At 48.9% G+C, this 20,783-nt stretch carries 17 protein-coding genes; 2 read left to right on the top strand and 15 right to left on the bottom strand.

Annotated features, from left to right (window positions below; genetic code table 11):
* Positions 1–2: 2 nt before the first annotated feature.
* From rlmN to AMS66_RS30235, 13 genes are all read right to left on the bottom strand, one after another.
* The gene (gene rlmN / locus AMS66_RS30295; protein WP_053784511.1) at positions 3–1,043 is read right to left on the bottom strand and encodes a 23S rRNA (adenine(2503)-C(2))-methyltransferase RlmN; all 1,041 of its coding nucleotides are present in this window, start codon (positions 1,041–1,043) and stop codon (positions 3–5) included.
* Positions 1,044–1,297: 254 nt separating this feature from the next.
* On the bottom strand, positions 1,298–2,824 hold the full coding sequence (gene rsmB / locus AMS66_RS30290; protein WP_053784307.1) for a 16S rRNA (cytosine(967)-C(5))-methyltransferase RsmB: 1,527 nt from the start codon (positions 2,822–2,824) through the stop codon (positions 1,298–1,300).
* Positions 2,821–3,774, bottom strand: coding sequence for a methionyl-tRNA formyltransferase (gene fmt / locus AMS66_RS30285; protein WP_053784306.1), 954 nt, complete (start codon positions 3,772–3,774; stop codon positions 2,821–2,823). The genes rsmB and fmt overlap by 4 nt, the downstream gene beginning before the upstream one ends.
* 12 nt (positions 3,775–3,786) lie before the next feature.
* The gene (gene def, locus AMS66_RS30280; protein ID WP_024631117.1) at positions 3,787–4,275 is read right to left on the bottom strand and encodes a peptide deformylase; all 489 of its coding nucleotides are present in this window, start codon (positions 4,273–4,275) and stop codon (positions 3,787–3,789) included.
* 185 nt (positions 4,276–4,460) lie between these two features.
* On the bottom strand, positions 4,461–7,010 hold the full coding sequence (gene priA / locus AMS66_RS30275; RefSeq protein ID WP_053784305.1) for a primosomal protein N': 2,550 nt from the start codon (positions 7,008–7,010) through the stop codon (positions 4,461–4,463).
* 1 nt (position 7,011) lies between these two features.
* Positions 7,012–8,247, bottom strand: coding sequence for a bifunctional phosphopantothenoylcysteine decarboxylase/phosphopantothenate--cysteine ligase CoaBC (coaBC, locus tag AMS66_RS30270; protein WP_053784304.1), 1,236 nt, complete (start codon positions 8,245–8,247; stop codon positions 7,012–7,014).
* Between the two features lie 342 nt (positions 8,248–8,589).
* Positions 8,590–8,805 (bottom strand): DNA-directed RNA polymerase subunit omega, encoded by a 216-nt coding sequence (rpoZ, locus tag AMS66_RS30265; protein WP_024631120.1) that lies wholly within the window; start codon positions 8,803–8,805, stop codon positions 8,590–8,592.
* A 157-nt stretch (positions 8,806–8,962) separates the two neighbouring features.
* On the bottom strand, positions 8,963–9,535 hold the full coding sequence (gene gmk, locus AMS66_RS30260; protein WP_024631121.1) for a guanylate kinase: 573 nt from the start codon (positions 9,533–9,535) through the stop codon (positions 8,963–8,965).
* A gap of 13 nt (positions 9,536–9,548) precedes the next feature.
* On the bottom strand, positions 9,549–9,809 hold the full coding sequence (gene remA / locus AMS66_RS30255) for an extracellular matrix/biofilm regulator RemA (protein ID WP_006209218.1): 261 nt from the start codon (positions 9,807–9,809) through the stop codon (positions 9,549–9,551).
* A 50-nt stretch (positions 9,810–9,859) separates the two neighbouring features.
* On the bottom strand, positions 9,860–10,759 hold the full coding sequence (locus AMS66_RS30250) for a YicC/YloC family endoribonuclease (protein ID WP_053784303.1): 900 nt from the start codon (positions 10,757–10,759) through the stop codon (positions 9,860–9,862).
* A 19-nt stretch (positions 10,760–10,778) separates the two neighbouring features.
* The gene (locus AMS66_RS30245; protein WP_053784302.1) at positions 10,779–12,668 is read right to left on the bottom strand and encodes a bifunctional homocysteine S-methyltransferase/methylenetetrahydrofolate reductase; all 1,890 of its coding nucleotides are present in this window, start codon (positions 12,666–12,668) and stop codon (positions 10,779–10,781) included.
* Positions 12,669–12,844: 176 nt separating this feature from the next.
* Entirely contained in the window at positions 12,845–13,678 is an 834-nt protein-coding gene (gene dapF, locus AMS66_RS30240; RefSeq protein ID WP_053784301.1) for a diaminopimelate epimerase, read from the bottom strand.
* A 187-nt stretch (positions 13,679–13,865) separates the two neighbouring features.
* The gene (locus AMS66_RS30235; protein WP_053784300.1) at positions 13,866–16,742 is read right to left on the bottom strand and encodes a cation-translocating P-type ATPase; all 2,877 of its coding nucleotides are present in this window, start codon (positions 16,740–16,742) and stop codon (positions 13,866–13,868) included.
* Between the two features lie 312 nt (positions 16,743–17,054).
* Between AMS66_RS30235 and AMS66_RS30230 the strand changes: the two genes are divergently transcribed.
* Together AMS66_RS30230 and AMS66_RS30225 are read left to right on the top strand one after the other, a co-directional pair.
* Positions 17,055–18,821, top strand: coding sequence for an Rqc2 family fibronectin-binding protein (locus AMS66_RS30230; protein WP_053784299.1), 1,767 nt, complete (start codon positions 17,055–17,057; stop codon positions 18,819–18,821).
* 144 nt (positions 18,822–18,965) lie between these two features.
* Positions 18,966–19,157 carry a GNAT family N-acetyltransferase gene (locus AMS66_RS30225; protein ID WP_181014180.1) on the top strand — a complete coding sequence of 64 codons (192 nt, stop codon included), beginning with the start codon at positions 18,966–18,968 and terminating at the stop codon, positions 19,155–19,157.
* A 19-nt stretch (positions 19,158–19,176) separates the two neighbouring features.
* Here the strand turns inward: AMS66_RS30225 and AMS66_RS30220 are convergent, their stop codons facing one another.
* Positions 19,177–20,037, bottom strand: a complete 861-nt coding sequence (locus AMS66_RS30220; RefSeq protein WP_053784298.1) for a PHP domain-containing protein — start codon at positions 20,035–20,037, stop codon at positions 19,177–19,179.
* Between the two features lie 64 nt (positions 20,038–20,101).
* Positions 20,102–20,783: LysR substrate-binding domain-containing protein (locus tag AMS66_RS30215; protein WP_236703692.1), on the bottom strand; the 682-nt coding region annotated here is incomplete at its 5' end.

The raw sequence follows: 20,783 nt of genomic DNA, 5'->3' as shown, positions 1-20,783 counted from the left end.
TCTCACCTCAACTCCATATGCTTTGCACGAAGCTGACCGCAAGCGGCAGCAATATCATGTCCCTGTTCACGACGAATGGTTACATTAACACCCTGCTCCGAGAGAATCTTCTGAAAATTGAAAATATCGCTTCTGGATGTTCTTACGTACTTGCGCTCAGGTACATGGTTGACCGGAATCAGGTTTACGTGACACAGCATGTTCTTAAGCACGCCTGCCAATTCTGCCGCATGTTCCGGCTGATCATTCACACCGCCGATAAGTGCGTACTCAAACGTAATTCTGCGACCCGTTTTGGCCAAATAATAACGCAACGACTCCATTACATCCTCAAAAGGAAAACGGCGGTTTACCGGCATCAATTTGGAACGCAATGTATCATTTGGCGCATGGATGGAGATCGCTAGGTTAATCTGCGTATCTTCATCTGCAAACTTGTAGATGTTTGGTACGATTCCGCTTGTGGACACTGTGATATGGCGCTGACCGATATTCAGCCCTTTTTCGTGAATCATGATACGCAGGAACGTCATCGTTGCTTCATAGTTCTCAAAAGGCTCACCTGAACCCATGATCACGATGCTGCTGACCCGTTCACCGCGTTCATCCAGAATTTTCTGGGCTTGCACAACCTGAGCGACAATTTCGCCAGCTGTAAGGTTACGCTTGAGTCCGCCCAGCGTGGATGCACAGAACGTACAGCCAATCCGGCATCCAACCTGTGTCGTTACACAGATGCTGTTACCATAGTTGTGCTTCATAATAACTGTTTCGATCGCATGATCATCATGCAGACCAAACAGGAATTTCACTGTTCCATCCTTGGATTCAAACTTCGTAATTTCAGTAAGTGTAACAAATTCAAATTGTTCAGTCAGCTTTTCACGCAACGCTTTGGACAGGTTCGTCATTTCACTGAAATCATTCACACGTTTCACATAAATCCAGTCGAAAATCTGGCCACCGCGAAAAGCCGGTTCCCCGTTCTCAATAGCCCACTGTTGCAGCTCCTCCAGGGAATAATCATATATAAAAGGTTTCATTTTGTTGTCAACACCTATTCCTTCTTTTCTTTTCGTTTGGCTTCCTTTTTTTCGTTCCATTCGTCCTATTCTATCACAAAGACCACTTTACATCCATGTATACCCTTGATGCCTTTACTTCATGCATTATAACACCTCAATGCCTACATCGCACCCTATCATCACTTTTCACTGATGATTATCCGTCTGTCTTATCACAAAGAAATCCGCCGAAGTTCCCCTCGGCGGCTATCCTTCAGTGCTCTATTAAACTGTTAATCCGCTATCCTTGTCAACCTGGCAATGAAAAAACCGTCACTGTGAGCGTACTGTGGCAGGATCTGCACACCACCGTTCACAACCTTACACTCGGCAGTTTCCAGACCGGACCAGACAGACACAGACTCTTCAGCCGCCTTGTATTCCGGATGCCGATCCAAAAAGTCAGCGACCATATGCTCGTTCTCCGCAGGCTCGATTGTACACGTGCTATACACCAGAATACCACCTGGCTTTAATAGCGGTGCAACCCGATCCAGCAGTTCACGTTGCAGATTGGAGATATCCTGGATGTCTTCCGGAGTTTTGGTCCATTTGACATCCGGCTTGCGGCGAATAACCCCCAGACCGGAACACGGCGCATCCAGCAGGATGCGGTCAAACGATGCCTCTGGATAACGCTCATCCAAATCAAGGGCATCACCTGTCACAGCATTGATGCAGCTGAGTCCCAGACGATCTGCCTGATCCATAATCAACTGACGTTTATGGGCATGTACATCATTGGCCACAATCCGTCCACGGTCCTGCATTTTCTCCGCCATATGGGCTGTCTTTCCGCCTGGGGCTGCACAGCAGTCCAGTACGGTTTGACCTTCTTCAGGTCCAACGGCATCGGCTACAAGCATGGAACTTTCATCTTGAACGGACAGCAGGCCATCCCGATACCAGGACGTAAGTGCCATATTGCCACCACTTCGAACGAGAATACCGTCCGGACTAAGCCGGGAAGGTTCTACGATCGCCCCAGTACTCTCCATCTCTTGTATCAGTTTCTCACGTGTAGTCATTGTCGTGTTAACACGAACACTAACCGCAGGCGGTTCATTATTTGTACGACAGATCGCTTCCGCTGTCTCTTCACCATATTGGCTGATCCAGCGTTCGACCATCCATAGCGGGTGAGAATGCTCCAGTGAGATACGTGCAGCAGCAGGTAGATGTTCGGGAATGTTCAGCTCATCACGATTGCGAATCATGTTCCGCAGAACGCCATTCACCATACCGGAGATGCCCTGATGTCCCAATTTCTTAGCCAAATTGACAGCTTCACTCACCACCGCGTGTTCCGGAATACGATCCAGATATAACATCTGGTACACGCTGATGCGCAGCAGGTTGCGCACCCACGGTTGCAGCTTGGATACACCTTTGGCCACATAACGTTCCAGGAAATAATCAAGGGTATTCCGTCGCGCGATCGTACCATAGACCAACTCTGTAGCCAGTCCAGCATCTGCCGAACTAAGCTCAGCTTCCTTCAAACGCCGGTTCAGCTCAAGGTTGCTGTAAGCCCCCTCTTGCTCGACGGCGCTGAGCACCTTTACAGCGAGTGCACGAGCTGATGTTTTGGGCCGTTGGGAGCGTGATGCATTATTAGCGGCAGACTGGGATACAGATCTATTCCCTGTACCACCAGATTTCCCGGAGTTCGGACGACCCTGGCTTCCTCCGCGCCCGGACGCATTTCCTGCGACTTTATGACCATTTCCTGACGGGCGGCCCGGTGTATTTCCGCTCATTGCAGCACCATTCCCGGTTTCAGGGTTCCGCCACGGGCGAAATCAGCGGCTTGCATTACTTTTTTGCCCGCGGGTTGGACCTCAGTAAGCCACAGAGAACCGTCACCCGTGCGAACTTCAATGCCGTTCTTGCCCAATTGCAATACCGTTCCCGGCTCGGCTTGTCCAGCATCCGAAGACGCGAGTACATCCGCCTGCTCCGGATTTGCTGCTGCCCAGACCTTGAAGACTTGATCATCCCACATCGTAAATGCACCCGAGAACGGCACAAGACCGCGAATATGATTGAACAACTCACGCGACGTTCGATTCCAATCCATCTTCTCGTCATCCCGAGTCAAATTGCGAGCATACGAAGCCTCGGCTTCATCCTGAGGGACAGCCGTCGTTTCGCCTGCAACCAACCGCGGCATTTCTTCCTGAAGCAATTTAGAGCCTGCTTCACTGAGCTTTACAAACATGGACCCTGATGTATCTTCATCCGTAATCGCCACTTCCACACGTGAGATCATATCCCCTGTATCCAAGCCCTCCGCCATGAACATCAGAGTAACTCCCGTCACCGATTCTCCATTAATAATGGAACGTTGAATCGGGGCACCACCGCGATATTTGGGCAAAAGAGAACCATGCACGTTCACACAACCACGAACGGGCATATCCAGCACAGCTTTGGGCAGAATCTGCCCAAAAGCCGCAGTCACAATCAGATCCGGTTTCCATTCAGCCAATCGGGCCACAGCTTCTGGAGCACGCAGTTTCACTGGTTGAAATACAGGCAGACCGTGGCGTTCTGCCGCAGCCTTGACTGGTGTTGGCGTAAGCACCTTTTTGCGGCCCTGTGGTTTATCTGGCTGTGTCACTACACCAACCACGTTATATCCCTCGGCGATAAGCATGTCGAGAGACGGAACTGCAAATTCAGGCGTTCCCATAAAAACAATATTCAAATCAATCACTCCTTAGTTACGACGCGGCCCGGTTTGATCGGCTGCAATTTCGTACACCTTTTCAGCAATATCCGTAAAGAGTACGCCATCCAAATGGTCAATTTCATGCTGGAAAGCACGAGACAACAAGCCACTTCCCGTAATAATCAGTTCTTTGCCTTCACGGTCCAGTCCCTTTACGGTAACCGTCTCAAAACGACGCACATCACCGTTAATGCCAGGGATACTCAAGCAGCCTTCGGGTCCAAATTGCTCTCCCTCGCTCGAAATGATTTCCGGATTGATCATCTTGATCAGGCCCTGCTCGTCTCCGCAATCAATCACAATGAGGCGCTTCAAAATACCAACCTGTGGTGCAGCAAGACCTACGCCTTCTGCGTCATACATTGTATCTGCCATATCATCCAGCAGTTTCTGTACATTCGGTGTAACTTTGGTTACTTCTTTAGCTCTTTTGTGAAGCACCTCATCCGGTTCTTTCACGATAATACGAATCGACATGTTGTAAGCACCTTCCTAATCCTCATCATAATTTCAGGACATCAGGCTCATGTTTCAAAAATAAGTACTGATTTTCTGCTATGTAGCAGGTATCAAAAACTGATTTTAAAATCGAGCCATCATTCATGTTGTTTTTAATCTATGTTTATACCGCTTGTTTGCATCCGCATTTTACTACAAAATGCTTACATTAACATTTGCGGGTCTACATCCAGACTAATTTGCAGCTTCTGCGCCTGAACATCGTCGTCCATGCGCCGGGCCGTCGCGAGCGCCAGTCCAATGGCGTCGACATCCCCCCGCCATTTTATCATACATTGGAATCGGTATCTATTCTTGATCCGAGGAATGGGCGATGCTACCGGACCAAGCACGTCAAAGGCGTCATTGCTGAAACGATCCAGACTTCCCAACCAGCCAGCCGCATTCGCCTGTTCTTTCAATATTCGTGTGTAGTTCTCAGCCAGCCGGATCAGTACCGGAAGCTGCTCATGCGAGAACGTCACCAGAATCAGACGACAGTATGGCGGGTACTGCAAATTGCGCCGATGCAATAATTCCTCACGGACAAACGAAACATAGTCATGCTGGCTTGCATGCCCAATCGAATAGTGCTCTGGTGTATAGGACTGGACAAACACCTCGCCCGGCAGTTGATGTCGACCTGCACGGCCCGCCACTTGAGTGAGCAGCTGAAATGTTTTTTCGGCAGCCCGGAAATCGGGCAAATTGAGTGCCGAGTCTGCTGTTATTACACCAACCAGGGTGACATCAGGAAAATCAAGTCCTTTGGCAACCATCTGGGTACCCAGCAATACATCTGCCTTTTTCTCGCGAAACTGCTTCAATAGCTTCTCATGGGACCCTTTTTCGCTCGTTGTATCCACGTCCATCCGAATGACGCGAATACCGGGGAACAGCTTGGCCAACTCTTCCTCTACCCGCTGTGTACCCGTACCGAAATATCGAATATGCTCACTACCACAATCAGGGCACACTTCCGGTGCTGCTTCCGCATATCCACAATAGTGACAACGAAGATTGTTGGAGCGCTGATGATAGGTTAGTGAAATATCACACTCGGGACAGCCTGCTACGTATCCACAACTGCGACACATCACAAAGGTGGAATATCCGCGTCGATTCAGCAGAAGCACTGTCTGTTCCCCGCGTTCCAGCCGTTCCTCCAACCCTTTATGCAATGCACGGCTGAACATCGAGCGATTTCCATCCTTCAGCTCTTCGCGCATATCAACAATCCGCACCTCTGGCAGCTTATTCCCCAGTGCGCGGGTAGGCATCTCCAGTAAAAGTGGTGCAAATTCATCATTACTCTGTGAACGTGCAGCATAGTAACTTTCCAGCGATGGTGTCGCCGAACCAAGGACAACGACCGCCTGGTGCTGCTGTGCTCTTTTTACCGCAACATCACGGGCATGATATTTCGGGGTTTCTTCCTGTTTATATGAAGTCTCATGCTCCTCGTCCATAATGATCAGGCCAAGACGACTGAACGGAGCAAAAACGGCTGACCGGGCGCCAATGGCGACCTTCACTTGACCTTCCCGGATTTTCCGCCACTCATCATAACGCTCTCCACCAGACAGACGACTATGCATCACAGCAACCTGATCGCCAAAGCGTCCCTTGAAACGCTCAACCATCTGCGGTGTCAGTGCAATTTCAGGTACAAGCACAATCGCCTGTCGATCCTGTTCAATACAGCGTTGAATGGTCTGAAGGTATACTTCCGTCTTGCCGCTGCCTGTTACACCATGAAGCAAAAAGACGCCGTGGCGTCTCTCCTGCAATCGACCATTGATATTGTTATACACATGCTGCTGCTCATCGGTCAGATTCAGTGGCTCGGTCGCACGGAACTTACGGCCCTGATAGGGATCACGAAAGACTTCGACGTCCTCCGTTACAACCAGCCCTTTCTCCTCCAGTCCTTTGACTGTAGCCGCTGATACCTGCAGTGTGGACAGTAGTTCTTTCATCGCCATGGGCAACAGTTCTTTCATCTCCAGCAAAAAAGCAAGAACTTCCTTCTGCCGTTGCGCCTTTGCAGGAAACGAAGTTAATGCCTCTTCCGCAGCTGCCACATCCACAGCCAGATCAATGGACTTCATCGTTTTTTTATTCAGCTTGTCCTTGATCGCCTGGCTTTCCAGCAGGACACCGCCGAGCAACAACTTCTTGATCAGTGCAGCATGATTGGGATACTTGCGACTCAGTTGTTGTAAGGGAACCTGCCCACGACTCTTCACAAAACGAATAATATCTTGCTGTACTTTCTCTGATGTCGATTCCTCTCCCCAAACAAAAAGGACTTCTTCACCAGAGTCCGAAGCAGCCTTTTGTCCGTCAAGGGCATCTCCAAGCGAAATATACCGTTCCGCTTTGCCTTTCAGCGCGGTCGGCACCATCACCTGCAAAGACATAATCCGGTTGCTGGCATAACGCTCACTCATCCATTCGGCCAATTCCACCAAATCTTCAGACAACGGGGGAACGATATCCAACAGCTCCTGAATCGGTTTGAGCTTGAAAGACTCCGTACCCGTGCGAGGTACCAGATCAATGACAAACCCCTGCACCGTCCGATGACCAAAAGGCACACCTACCCTGCTGCCGATCTCAATCCATTCACGCATGGATTCCGGCACCAGATAATCAAAAGGACGGTCTGTCTGCTTCACAGGAACATCGACAATAACTTTGGCGATCTCCATATTAATTCCTCCCGGCAATGCGCTCCGCCGCAATCGAAAGCAACCGGCGAGCGACCTCTTCCTTGGCCACCACCTGAAGCTCTTCCACCAAACCTTCACGGTCATAGATGTGCACCGCGTTGGTATCTGTTCCAAATCCGACACCCGCCTGGGTGACATCATTGGCTACGATCAGATCACAGTTTTTCCGTTCCAGTTTCTCACGTGCATACATTTCCATCGAATTCGTCTCGGCAGCAAAACCAATCAAAAACTGATGGCTCTTCTGCTTGCCCAATGTTTCAAGAATATCTATATTTTTAACAAGTTCAAGCGATAATGTATCGCCTTTCTTCTTGATTTTCTCCGTGTACACTTCCTTGGGGCGATAATCCGCAACAGCTGCGGCCTTAACAACGATATCTGCATCATCCCATTGACCTGCTACCGCATCATACATATCCTGCGCTGACTTTACCGGAATCACATGTACATTGGCCGGTGGCTGAACTTGAGTATTTCCCATAACCAAGGTCACATCCGCTCCCAGATCACGCGCTGCCGCTGCAATGGCAAAACCCATTTTCCCAGAAGAATCATTGGTAATATATCTAACTGGATCGATGCGTTCAATGGTACCTCCTGCAGTGACCACAACCTTCTTGCCACTCAACAAAGAAAGCTGTTCATTACGTTCCCTTTTTCCAGACTCCTGCTGTTCAAAAAAACGTTCAACCACATCGACAATCGTTTCCGGCTCTTCCAAACGCCCTTTACCCACATACCCACACGCCAGTTGTCCTTCACCCGGTTCAATCATCATGGTTCCGCGCTCGGTTAACAGGCACATATTATGCTGTACAGCCGGATGATCATACATATGTACATTCATCGCTGGCGCAATCATCACCGGAGCAGTGGTCGCGAGCAGGGTTGTTGAGAGCATATCATCTGCCATGCCATGTGCCATTTTGGCAATCACATTGGCTGTTGCCGGAGCAACTAACACAAGATCGGCCATATCGGCCAGATGGATATGCGAGACCACTGAAGGCTCCCGCTCATCAAATGTATCACTATATACTACATTTCGGGTCAAGGTTTGCAGCGTTAATTCGGTAATAAACTGTTTGGCGGAATTCGTCATAATGACATGAACGTCCGCTCCTTTTTGCACCAGCCTGCTGCATAATGTAGCCGCCTTGTATGCGGCTATACCGCCAGTCACACCAAGCACGATTTTTTTACCGTTCAACATGGTTATCCCCCCGATATATACGACGTTTATAGAGGTTGTTCAAAAAGTCCGCTTTTGATTACGAATCATGCCTAGCGGCATCATCAGCATCGAATATGAAATTCAGCCGAATTAAGTATATGCTTTCGAAGTATGTTTCCTTCGGAAACATTGTAGTTGCTCACGTAGTTTTCCCTACGCTCCGCTACTCCATTTCTAGCTTCATTCCATCTTCTCGGTTCTGAAAAACAGACTTTTTGAACACGCAATTATAAGGATGAATAGAGAAAAAAATAACAACCTCGCGGTTGTCAAATAAATCCGGCTTGCGCCGTATGCAGTTGAAGAGCAGCCGCAGGCGGCTTACTCTTCTTCCTCTTCGTCCTGTCCTTTGATGACAACGAGCAGATCACCATAAATTTCTTCAAGGGCAACGCCAACCTGTTTATGGGATCTGGCATTTCTCAAATCCGTTTTCTCACCTTCACGAAGCTGTCTTGCCCGGCGGGAAGCGGCAACAACAAGAGAATACTTGCTGTCGACTTTGTTCATCATTTCATCAATAGAAGGATACAGCATATTTACAAAACACCTCTTTGCATTAGTATAATCACAATTACCCGCCTGACGGAATCATCGTGCACCGCTGATCACGCTAACCAGACTGGAGCTGCTCTACCTATATATCCTATGACAGCAGCTCCACTGATTATCGCATTTTGCGGCGGGAAATGGATTATTTATTGATCTTACAATGTTCGGCGATAATGATGCTTTCTATTCGTTTACACGCCAAATCAATTTCATCATTAACGACAGCGTAATCGTACTGCTCCAGCAGACTGATCTCATCTACCGCGACGGACATCCGATGATCAATCGTCGCCTGACTTTCCGTACCCCGGCCCTGAATGCGATCTTTAAGCTCGTCCAATGAAGGAGGCAACAGAAATACAAAGATCCCTTCCGGGAACTTTTCTTTCACTTTTAACGCGCCTTGAACTTCAATCTCAAGAATGATGTCCCGGCCTTCATTAATCGTTTTCTCCACAAAATCACGCGGTGTTCCGTAATAGTTCCCTACATATTCTGCGTGTTCCAACAATTGATCCTCAGCAATCATGTTCAGGAATTCTTCATGGCTTCTGAAGAAATAATTGACGCCATGTTCCTCACCCAGACGAGGCTGACGAGTCGTTGCCGATACAGAATAAATCAATTCCGGCACCCGTTTGCGCAAAGCGCTGCATACTGTACCCTTCCCGACCCCAGATGGGCCGGACAACACTACCAGTAATCCCTTAGACATATTACACTCCATTTTATTCGTCGTTGTCATCATCTTTCGAAGAAAGACGATGGGCGACCGTTTCTGGCTGAACCGCAGACAGAATGACATGATCGCTATCCGTAATAATAACGGCACGAGTACGTCTTCCGTACGTTGCGTCTATCAGCATATGACGGTCTCTTGCCTCTTGTATAATTCTCTTGATCGGCGCCGATTCCGGACTCACGATGGATATAATCCGGTTCGCCGATACGATGTTACCGAATCCAATGTTAATGAGTTTGATTGCCATAATCAGGTTCTTCCCCCTATACATGCGACTCTTTGCCGAAATATGACCGTTCATTCGATATTCGCCGCTTGCTCACGAATTTTCTCCAGTTCCGCCTTCATCTCGACAACACGGTTCACCAGAGCCAAATGGTTGGCTTTTGATCCAATCGTATTGACTTCCCTATTCATCTCCTGAATAAGAAAGTCCAACTTGCGGCCTACTGGCTCATCACTTTTCAGCAGTTCCCTGCTCTGTCCAAAGTGACTCAGTAGACGCGTAAGCTCTTCCTCTATGTTAGAACGATCGGCAAACATAGCAATTTCCATACCCAATTTATGCTCGTCAAAAGGGAAAGAGCCTTCTTCCTGCATTTCCGTAAGCCTTTGTCTTAACTTGTTGCGATGATCACTCACCACAGTTGGCGCAAGATCAAGCATCTCGGTATGCAGTAATTCCAGACGACTGATTCGTCGTTCCAGATCACTGGCCAGATGAAGACCCTCGCGGGCGCGCATCTGTTCCAGACCGGACAAAGCCTCTTCCAACCCCTGCTGCAGGACACGCTCCCATTCGTCCTTCTGCTCTTCCGGAAGCGAACTCGTCCCCTCCGAATGAACCATGACCTCTGGAAGTGCCAGCATATCCATAATGCTCGGTTTGCCCTGCATACCATAGCGGCTCTCCAATTGCTCTGCGGCCTGAAGATAGGCCCTGACCGCCTGCTCATTCAGAACAGCGGGAAGAGCCTGGTCTTCATCTTTTTCTTTCATTACATAAACATCAATCCGCCCACGTTTTAATCGGCTCTGTACCTTTTTCCTCAATCCATCTTCATAACACGTCCACTCTCTCGGGAGACGCATCATCACTTCGCAATAACGATGATTGACAGACTTGATTTCCAATTGTACCTTATAGCCTCCAAAATGAAAGGCGGATTGACCGTATCCGGTCATACTGAATGACATCGGCATCACATCCGTTATACTATTGTAATTGATTATTAGGGTTGAAACAAGTAGGACATTGATGCTCCGACTTCTCCCAGACATATTGGGTCAGTTCGGCCGTCATACTATAGAACATAAATGGAGTCATGAGATAGATTCCTTTGAAGTGTGCTGTCGCTACATCCAGAAGCTCCTTCGCTATCTTCACACCCATGGCCCGACCTTCTTCGCCTTCGAGACCAGCCATCCGGGAGCGCACTTCATCCGACAGCTGAATACCCGGAACCTCATTATGCAGATATTCTGCATTTCGGCCACTGGCTAGCGGCATCACCCCTACAAAGATCGGCACATCCAGGTGCTTGGTCGCTTCATGCATGGCTACGATTAGTTCGGGATCGTATATCGGCTGCGTCATAATATAATCGGCTCCGGAAGCAATCTTTTTCTCAAGCCGCTGTACGGCCTTATCCAGATGTTTCACATTCGGGTTAAATGCGGCACCAATTACAAAGCCTGCCTTCTGCTTAAGTGGTTTACCGGAGAAGGACACGCCGTCGTTCAACTGCTTGATCATACGTATAATTTCAAAAGAAGTCAGATCGTATACCGAGCTTGATCCGGGTAAGTCACCAAATCGTGCAGGGTCACCTGTTACAGCGAGTACATGATTAATGCCAAGCGCATCAAACCCCATCATGTGCGACTGAGTCCCGATCAGATTCCGGTCACGACATGCAATATGCACCAGTGGGCGCAATCCTGTGCGATCCTGAACTAGATGGCCTAGAGCCATATTACTCATCCGGGTAACCGCCAGGGAATTATCCGCCAATGTTAACGCATCTGCACCAGCCGCTTTCAGTGTCTCGGCACCTTTCATAAACTTCGCAATATCGAGATCACGCGGCGGGTCAAGTTCGACGATGACCGTATGGCGTTGTTTGACCAGATCCACAATCGTAGGCTGCCCACCCCGTCCAGACCGTTCATCTACATTCTCATGCAGGATAATACGCGGTTTCGACTCGGATGGATCAGGTTCCAGTATCGGTACAGGTGTATATTCAACAAGAGCCTGGGCAATTGCTGCGATATGATCAGGTGTCGTACCACAGCAGCCTCCGATGATACGCGCACCCAGATCAGCGAATTGCACTGCAGTCTGTCCGAAGTATTCCGGGGACGCTCCATAACGGAACTGGCCATCAACGTAGTCCGCTGCACCCGCATTCGGGTATACAGACATTGGGATGCCGATACGGCCTGACACTGTTTCCATCGCCCGCATAATTCCGTTTGGACCGGAACGGCAGTTGAAACCAATGACGTCAGCCCCTTGCTCACGCATGATACGGAAAGCTTCAGGCATCGTATATCCATCCAGTGTGTGCCCTACATCCTCAACAGCGAACTGTCCAATTACCGGCAGATCACTCAGCTTGCGCGCCTGCAGAAGGGCGATATCCATCTCCTCGATATCATAGAAGGTTTCGAGCAGAATGCCGTCCACTCCTTCATCGAGCAGTGCAAAAATCTGTTGCTGATAGAAACGCTTCAATTCGCTTGTTGATACGTTCGTCCGCTTTCCTCCACGAATGGAACCAACCGCACCCAGAACATAACCGTTCGGACCAGCTACTTCTTTGGCAATGCGCACACCGGCACGGTTAACATCCTCCACCTTGGACTCCAGACCAAACTTGGACAACTTATCGTAATTGGCAGAGTACGTATTCGTTTCGTGAATTTCCGTACCCGCATCGCGATAACGACGATGCACATCTGCCACTACTTCAGGTGAAATCAAGTTCAATTCTTCATAAGAAATCCCTACCGGGAATCCCATCTGATACAGGAATGTTCCCATCGCCCCATCCCCAATGAGGACCCGTTCCTGCATTACACTGCGCAAATCCGCCTTCATCCCTTTTCCCCCCGCCTGACTGATCATTTCATACTAATGTAACACAAAAAACATCTGAAAACGAAGAAAAACACAGGTTTTTCGTGAAATTCAATCTCTATAACCATCTGGACAAGTAGGAATTCATATGACTGCAAAAAAAAGAGGCCCTCAGGCCTCCTCATTTAAACGTCTCTTTACGAAGTGACTCCTTTAAAAACAACTTCAGCAGGACCAGTCATGTACACGTGATTGTCTGCTTCGCTCCACTCAATATGAAGATCGCCGCCCTTGAGGCTGATCACTGCTGTTCGATCTGTATGTCCGTTCAGAACGGATGATACCAGGGTTGCGCAGGCTCCGGTTCCACAGGCGAGTGTCGGTCCAGCACCACGTTCCCACACGCGCATGTCCACATATCCGCGATCACGAACCGTTGCGAACTCCACATTGATTTTTTTTGGGAACATGGGATGAACCTCAAGAAGTGGTCCCCATGTTGAGAGATCAAAATTCACGGCGTCATCTACATAGATGACCGCATGAGGATTGCCCATGGATACGGCTGTGAATTTGAACTCTTGTCCGTTTGCTTCAATGGAATGATCGAGCACCGGATTGGCATCGACGGTTGTTGGAACCTGAAGTCCATTCAGGATGGGCTCTCCCATATCCACACGAACGGTTTCCACTTTACCATCGCGAATGTTCAGGCTGACTGGTTGTACACCCGCGCCGATGGTTTCAATCGTAATCTGTTCTTGTGTCACATGACCGTGATCATATACATATTTGGATACACAACGTATGGCATTGCCACATTGCTCTGCTTCCGAACCGTCCGAGTTCATGATGCGCATCTGAAAATCCGCCTTTTCTGAAGGCAGTATATAAACCAGGCCATCCGCACCGATGCCGAAGAAACGGTTGCACCATTTCACAGCCAATTCTGCTGCATCAGCCGGAAGCTGTTTTTCTCCAAACACAACAATAAAATCGTTGCCAAGTCCATGCATTTTCGTAAATTCCATAATCTTGCTCACTCCTTTTGGCAGTCTGCTGCCAAAGCGTTATTCTTGCTCCTCTACAGGATACCCCAGGAAAATTCATATCCAACATTCCCCAATAGAAAAAACTATCCTGCAAAATGCCGAGGATTCTCGCCTCGAATCATTTTGAGGATAGCATAACGAAAACGATAAGCAATTGCTATTGATTTTATGCCGAAAACTTTGTACTTTTCGGTACGAAGCGCCCAGGGCCTATCCGGCGACGGTTGCGACGACCTCCCCACACGCTGCCCACTCCCATGAGGAAGGTTGGGATACCTGCAGCAACGATGGAAATGGCCCATTCGCGCATACCCAGTGGTACTGTTTTGAAGATAGGTTGCAACGGCTCTACATACATGACCGCCAGCATCAGCACAATGGATGAAATGACTGCAAACACCAGGTACTTGTTCTGCAGTGGATTCCGGTGGAAAATGGAGCGGGAACTCCGGCAATCAAATACATGAATGAGCTGTGCCAAAACGAGAGTAGCAAAGGCCACAGATTGAGCTTTAATGAGCTGACCTGGTTGATCCGGTGCGGCTTGTAGGGTGAGCCAGAACGCCCCGAGTGTACAAAGTCCGATTAATACCCCCCGACTGACGATTTTCCAGCCCAGTCGTCTGGCAAAAATATTTTCCTTGGAGCCACGCGGCTTATGTTCCATCAGATCTTTTTCCGGCTGATCCACACCGAGCGCCATCGCTGGCAATCCATCCGTCACCAGGTTGACCCATAGAATCTGAATCGGCACGAGTGGCAGAGGCAAGCCCATCATCATGGCGAAAAACATCGTTAAAATCTCACCCACATTCGATGCCAGCAAATACCGGATAAACTTGCGGATGTTCTCATAAATATTACGTCCTTCTTCGATTGCAGCTACTATAGTAGAAAAATTATCGTCACTCAGGATTAATGCCGATGCTTCCTTCGTCACATCCGTGCCTGTAATCCCCATCGCAATACCGATATCTGCCGCTTTGATGGCCGGTGCATCGTTCACACCATCTCCGGTCATCGCTACGACATGCCCTTTGCGCTGCAATGATTTTACAATCCGCAGCTTGTGCTCAGGCGATACTCGTGAGAATACGTAGATGCCCTCCACCTGTTTATCCAGTTGCTCGTCCGTCATGCCCGCCAGTTGCTGGCCGTTAAGGGAAGCCCCACCCCGTGGAAGGATACCCAACTGCTGGGCAATAGCCTCTGCCGTCGTGCCATGATCGCCGGTAATCATGACGGTACGTATGCCTGCTCTGCGACAAGTCGCAATTGCATCCCGTGCCTCACGCCGTGGTGGATCAATCATGCCTGCAAGCCCGACAAAGACGAGTTGGTTCTCGGCAGCATGTTCATTCTCCACTTTTTCGCCCGGCCGTACATCGCGATAAGCCATCCCGAGAACCCGTAGCGCAGCCCCAGCCATACTCTCATTCGCCGCCATGACTTTCTGCCGCAGCGTTCCCGTGAATGGTACAACATTGCCTTCCCACAAAATGTAGCTGCATTGCCCAATCAGCACATCCGGTGCACCTTTAGTGTAGATCACGCGCCCACCCTGATGATGAACCAGAACAGACATCCGCTTCCGATCAGAGTCGAACGGAAATTCCTGCTCACGTGCATATAACTCTTTGAGCCCAGCAGGGGTAAGACCCATTTTGGAGGCCAGTGTTACAAGCGCTCCTTCCGTAGGGTCGCCTTTCAGCTCCCAAACTACCCTTTCTTCCTTGACCGTTTCATTAACATGATCTTTCTTTGTTTCTTTCTTTGTTTCTTTCTTTGCTTCTTTCTTGCTATCCTTTTTGGTCTCTTTGCCTTTCTTTTTATTCGCCGTGTCATCCGCAACACTTTCAATAATACTGGCATTATTGCATAGCGCACTGATCTGGAGCATTCTACGCAATGTCTGATCACTCTTCAGCTCCAAGGTACGACCATTCTCCAGCATCTGCCCGTCCGGTGCATAACCATCCCCGGTTACCTTGATACTGCGCCCCTCCAGCCACACGTCCGTAACCGTCATCTTGTTCTGGGTCAACGTACCCGTTTTATCCGAACAAATGACCGAGGCACACCCAAGGGTTTCGACGGAGGGAAGCTTGCGCACAATCGCTTTGCGCTTGATCATACGCTGTACGCCCAGGGCTAGTGCAATCGTTACAATCGCTGGCAATCCCTCTGGTATGGCGGCAACTGCGAGACTGACCCCCGCCAGAAACATGCCTACTGCCGGTTGTCCGTGCAGAATACCCGCAACAACAACCATGACGGTTAATCCGAGCGCGACAAAAATCAAAATTTTACCCAGCTGTTCCAGCCTGTGTTGCAGCGGTGTTTCCTGTTCCTCCGTATTCTGGATCAGATCGGCGATTTTGCCCATCTCGGTATCCATGCCCGTCCGAATCACAACGCCCTTAGCCGTACCACGAGTAACCATCGTCCCCATGAATCCAATGTTCTTCTGATCTCCGAGCGGTACGTCATCCGCTGCTATGGGAAGGCAATGTTTGCTTACAGGAACCGATTCGCCAGTAAGTGCAGATTCCTCCACATCCAGGCTGTTCGTGGCCAACCAGCGCACATCGGCAGGTATGCGATCGCCGCTCTCCACCAGCACAATATCCCCTGGTACCAAAAGCTTTGCTGCAAGATGTACTTCCTGACCCGACCTGAGCACTTTGGCTAGTGGTGCCGACAATTGTTTCAGTGCACGAAGGGAGCGCTCCGCCCGGAATTCCTGTACAAAACCAAGAATGGCATTAAGTACGATAATGGCAACAATCGTTACAGCATCCAAGTATTCTCCAAGCAATCCGGACACCAGTGTGGCCCCCATCAACACCAGAACCATGAAATCCTTAAATTGATTAAGCAATAATGTAATTGGAGATATGCGCTTTCCTTCACTCAGCTCATTCGAACCGGCGGCCATCCTCTTCTCTGTTGCAGTCTCTTCGGTTAGCCCTTCCTCAAGACTGACGCCAAGAGTGTTGCGAAGCTCTTCAACGCTTAGTTGGTGCCACTTGGTATGTTCCATGCTTCAAAATTCCCTCCCAGTCTGTATTTCCTCTGTAAAACGTCACTCTTACTTCACCGGCTATGCTAATCAACAGGTTGTACGCAATGCCGGACAAACTACCTGCTCTATATGTATTCCGACAGGACCCTAATTAGCACCCGAAGGCGAATCCTTTCCCTGATGGACAGAATAAGCTAAAATAAAGGTCTGCGGTCATACGCAGTGGCAATCCGAGTTTTTGCTATGTAAACGAATACGAATCTGCAACGGGTTCTTTTTTACATATCCCGGTGTTCATTTCAGTTATAGATAGAGAGGACGTTGAAAAAAATGGCATTGGACGGCATCGTAACACGAGCCATCGTACATGAACTGCAAGTCTGCAAGGGCGGACGCATCAGCAAAATACATCAGCCTAACGGCCATGATGTTGTTCTGACCCTCCGTGCTCAGCGTGGAAATAGCAAATTGCTAATTTCGGCCAGCCCAACATATCCCCGTGTGCACTTTACAGAAAAAACGTTTGTTAATCCTACTGAAGCTCCGATGTTCTGCATGCTGCTGCGCAAGCACTGTGAGGGAGCGATCATTGAGGAGATTCGTCAGGTTGGTATGGAGCGGATTATTCATATCGACGTGCGTCAGCGCGATGAACTGGGTGATGTTTCGGTTAAACGGATCATCATTGAATTGATGGGACGTCACAGTAATATTGTTTTGGTCGATCCGATAACGGGAACGATTCTGGATGGTATTCACCACGTAACTCCGTCCATCAGTAGTTACCGGGTCATTATGCCTGGCTTTTCGTACACTGAACCACCAGAGCAGCATAAGAGCAATCCGCTGAAAGTGAACAGCACTGAATTCGAAAATAGCTATACTGCTGCTGAAGAAGAGGCCTCACGTTGGCTGGTAAATTCATTCAGCGGTGTTAGCCCGCTAATCGCCGGAGAGATTACCTCACGGGGATCTGCCGCTCAAGGAAACGATCAAGCTGCAAGCGAAGGTGATGCTCGAATCGAAGCCGACGTGCTTTGGAATGCTTTTGAATCCGTTATGGGGCCAGTAAGAGATAACAGTTTCACTCCTGTGACAGGGCTGAATGCCAAAGGCAAAATGATTTTCTCTGCCGTTCAGCTTCAGAGCATTCAGGACGCGGAGAAAACATATGACACGATGAGCAAGTGCATGGAGGATTATTACGGAGACAAGGCCGAGCGCGATACTGTAAAGCAAAGAGTGAGCGATCTGCTGCGTTTTCTGCAAAATGAGCGAAGCAAAAACATCAAAAAGTTGGACAACCTGAACAAGGATCTGCTGGAAGCCGATGATGCGGACAAATTCAGATTATGGGGTGAGCTGCTGTTTGCCTCACTGCATCAGGTTAGTAAAGGGGACAAAAGTGTAGAGCTTGTGAACTTCTATGATGAAGATCAAGCCAACATTATCATTCAGCTTGACCCATTGCTTACACCGTCTGACAACGCACAGCGTTATTTCAAGCGATATAACAAATATAAGAACAGTCTGGCTGTCATTCATGAGCAACTTGGAAAAACGAAAGACGAGATTGACTATCTCGACAATCTGCTCCAGCAACTGTCTATCGCATCCATGAACGACATTGAGGAAATTCGCGAGGAGCTTGTGCAACAGGGTTATCTTCGTGACCGCAACAAAAAAGGCAAAAAGAAAAAGAAAAACGACCGCCCTACAGTGCATCAGTTTACTTCTTCGGAGGGAATTGAACTTCTTGTAGGCAAAAACAATCTGCAAAATGAGTATGTCACCAACCGTCTAGCTTCTTCCAATGACACCTGGTTGCACACCAAAGACATCCCGGGTTCACATGTCGTCATTCGCAGTACAGACTTTGGCGAAGCTACCCTGGAGGAAGCTGCTCAACTCGCGGCGTACTTCAGTCAGGCCAAAGAATCCAGCAGCGTTCCCGTGGATTACACCTATATCCGACATGTACGCAAGCCAAGTGGCTCCAAACCAGGCTTTGTCATTTATGACCACCAGAAGACCTTGTTTGTGACGCCGAACGAAGAACTGGTTAAGAGTTTGCCATCCACCATTAAAAATGGATAGGATGTCTGCTTTCAATCCTGTTAGACAATGTAAAATCCCCCGGAACAAAGGACTGTTCGGGGGATTTTCTTTGTTTTTTAAATAAACATAAATTTACATATCAGACAAACTCAGCCTAATGATTTGCTGCTGTTGAGTGCATTAATGCACGAGTATGACGTCGGGTTTTACAACAACCCCTGGCCCGGTGATCAGGCAATCGAGCTTTTGATCAAAAACCTGCTTAATCAGCAGATGGGTGTTCAATTCGTTGCAGAGCAGGACGGCAAACTTATCGGGTTCGCTACACTCTACTTTACCTATAGCACGATGAAGGCAAAGCCCAGCGTCACATAACATATGAAAAGTTTCGAAATCAAGACTTTCCGGCTGCAGCCCGGAGTTTAACGAGCACGTCAATGGTTACAGTTTTGCTACCCAGATCCCCGTGGAAAACTACTCCTTGTCTTACACCATGGTAATCCGAACCACCTGTTTGAATGAGCCCAAATTCCCGTGCCAACTCCGCATATCTGCGCTCTTCTTCCGGTCCATGATCCGAATGAACCACTTCAATCCCGTCAGGATGAGCGTCCACCAGAATGCTACGAACCAATTCATCGTCTCCGTATAAACCAGGATGGGCAATAACAGCAGCACCACCCGCATCTTTAATCCACTGGCATGCATCTTCCGGTGCAACTCGGGGAACCGACACAAAGCCCGGTTGGCCTTCAGCCAGATAACGATTGAACGCATCCCTCATATCAGCGGCATATCCTTTCCGTACCAACACATCGGCCATATGAGGTCTACCGATGCTTTCATCCGGTTTCAGCGGTCGGCCAAGGCCATCAATGACCTCCTGCCAGCTGATTTCAAGTCCAAGCTCCTGCAGCTTGGCAATGATCAGATGATTGCGTTCTTCCCTCGCTTCCCGAAGCCCGCGCAGTCGCTCCAGAAATTGCTCATCTTCAGTATTCACATAATACCCCAGCACATGAATATCCTTGCCGCCCGCGCGAGTACTGATCTCTACTCCTGAAACAACGTCAATCCCATACTCACGGCCAGCCCGCTGTGCCTCAGATACACCGGCTACTGTATCGTGATCCGTCAGCGCAACCGCAGACAGTCCTCTTTGTTTGGCTAGCTTCACATTCTCGGCAGGTGGCTGCATTCCGTCCGAAGCTTGGCTATGGGTATGAAGATCACAACGTCCGTTCAATTGTTGCATGAACAACAGCTCCTTTTTTATATCGAGTGATTAGCGAAACAGATTTAAAATGAACCTGATCTTCTTATTCCGCCTGTCCTTCTGATGTTGTCTGCTCATGCTGACGCAAATAATTCAGGAAAGCTACTGCTGACAGGGGAAGCAATGAAGATTTCAGATGTATAGCGTAGAACTGTCTTTTAAACTCAAGCCCACGAATATCCACGATATGAACCAAGCCAAGGGCCAGTTCGTGCTGAACCGATGACGGAGATAACATCGTGATACCCACACCCGCTTCCACGGCAGATTTCACTGCACCTGTACTGCCAAGTTCCATCACCACATTCATGTCCTGTGGATCTATATTTCTCTTTTGTAACTGATCTTCCATCACCTGACGGGTGCCCGAGCCTTTTTCCCGCAGCACAAATGCGTAGTTCAGCACATCTTCCAGCTCTACTGCCCCACGATCTGCTAATGCATGCCCTGCCGGAACAACCAGCTTCAATTCATCCTGCATGATCGGCTCAACAATCATATCCGGGTGGTGAACTGGCGCTTCAATCAGTCCAAAGTTAAGCTGATGTTTCAAAATATCGTCCATAATCTGCGTCGTATTCATCACTTTCATGACAATCGAGATATCCGGGTATTGGCGGGCAAATGGACCCAGCATCCGCGGCAACACATACTCACCAATCGTCAAACTTGCCCCGAGCTGCAATCTCCCTTGCAGCATCTGTGTAAACGCAGACATCGCCTCA

This window comes from Paenibacillus xylanivorans (assembly GCF_001280595.1).
In the GTDB taxonomy this organism is placed as follows: domain Bacteria; phylum Bacillota; class Bacilli; order Paenibacillales; family Paenibacillaceae; genus Paenibacillus; species Paenibacillus xylanivorans.
The sequence above is the reverse complement of the archived record's forward strand: the minus strand, read 5'-3'. Positions and strand labels throughout refer to the sequence as shown.

Bases quoted from the DNA above. Each gene is read 5' to 3' on its own strand.
- AMS66_RS30250 (WP_053784303.1), bottom strand. From the start codon at position 10,759: ATGTCATTCAGTATGACCGGATACGGTCAATCCGCCTTTCATTTTGGA.
- gmk (WP_024631121.1), bottom strand. From the start codon at position 9,535: ATGTCTAAGGGATTACTGGTAGTGTTGTCCGGCCCATCTGGGGTCGGG.
- AMS66_RS30245 (WP_053784302.1), bottom strand. From the start codon at position 12,668: ATGAAGGCGGATTTGCGCAGTGTAATGCAGGAACGGGTCCTCATTGGG.
- AMS66_RS30225 (WP_181014180.1), top strand. From the start codon at position 18,966: ATGCACGAGTATGACGTCGGGTTTTACAACAACCCCTGGCCCGGTGAT.
- coaBC (WP_053784304.1), bottom strand. From the start codon at position 8,247: ATGTTGAACGGTAAAAAAATCGTGCTTGGTGTGACTGGCGGTATAGCC.
- rpoZ (WP_024631120.1), bottom strand. From the start codon at position 8,805: ATGCTGTATCCTTCTATTGATGAAATGATGAACAAAGTCGACAGCAAG.
- def (WP_024631117.1), bottom strand. From the start codon at position 4,275: ATGTCGATTCGTATTATCGTGAAAGAACCGGATGAGGTGCTTCACAAA.
- rsmB (WP_053784307.1), bottom strand. From the start codon at position 2,824: ATGAGCGGAAATACACCGGGCCGCCCGTCAGGAAATGGTCATAAAGTC.
- remA (WP_006209218.1), bottom strand. From the start codon at position 9,809: ATGGCAATCAAACTCATTAACATTGGATTCGGTAACATCGTATCGGCG.
- priA (WP_053784305.1), bottom strand. From the start codon at position 7,010: ATGGAGATCGCCAAAGTTATTGTCGATGTTCCTGTGAAGCAGACAGAC.
- AMS66_RS30235 (WP_053784300.1), bottom strand. From the start codon at position 16,742: ATGGAACATACCAAGTGGCACCAACTAAGCGTTGAAGAGCTTCGCAAC.
- dapF (WP_053784301.1), bottom strand. From the start codon at position 13,678: ATGGAATTTACGAAAATGCATGGACTTGGCAACGATTTTATTGTTGTG.
- rlmN (WP_053784511.1), bottom strand. From the start codon at position 1,043: ATGAAACCTTTTATATATGATTATTCCCTGGAGGAGCTGCAACAGTGG.
- AMS66_RS30220 (WP_053784298.1), bottom strand. From the start codon at position 20,037: ATGCAACAATTGAACGGACGTTGTGATCTTCATACCCATAGCCAAGCT.
- AMS66_RS30230 (WP_053784299.1), top strand. From the start codon at position 17,055: ATGGCATTGGACGGCATCGTAACACGAGCCATCGTACATGAACTGCAA.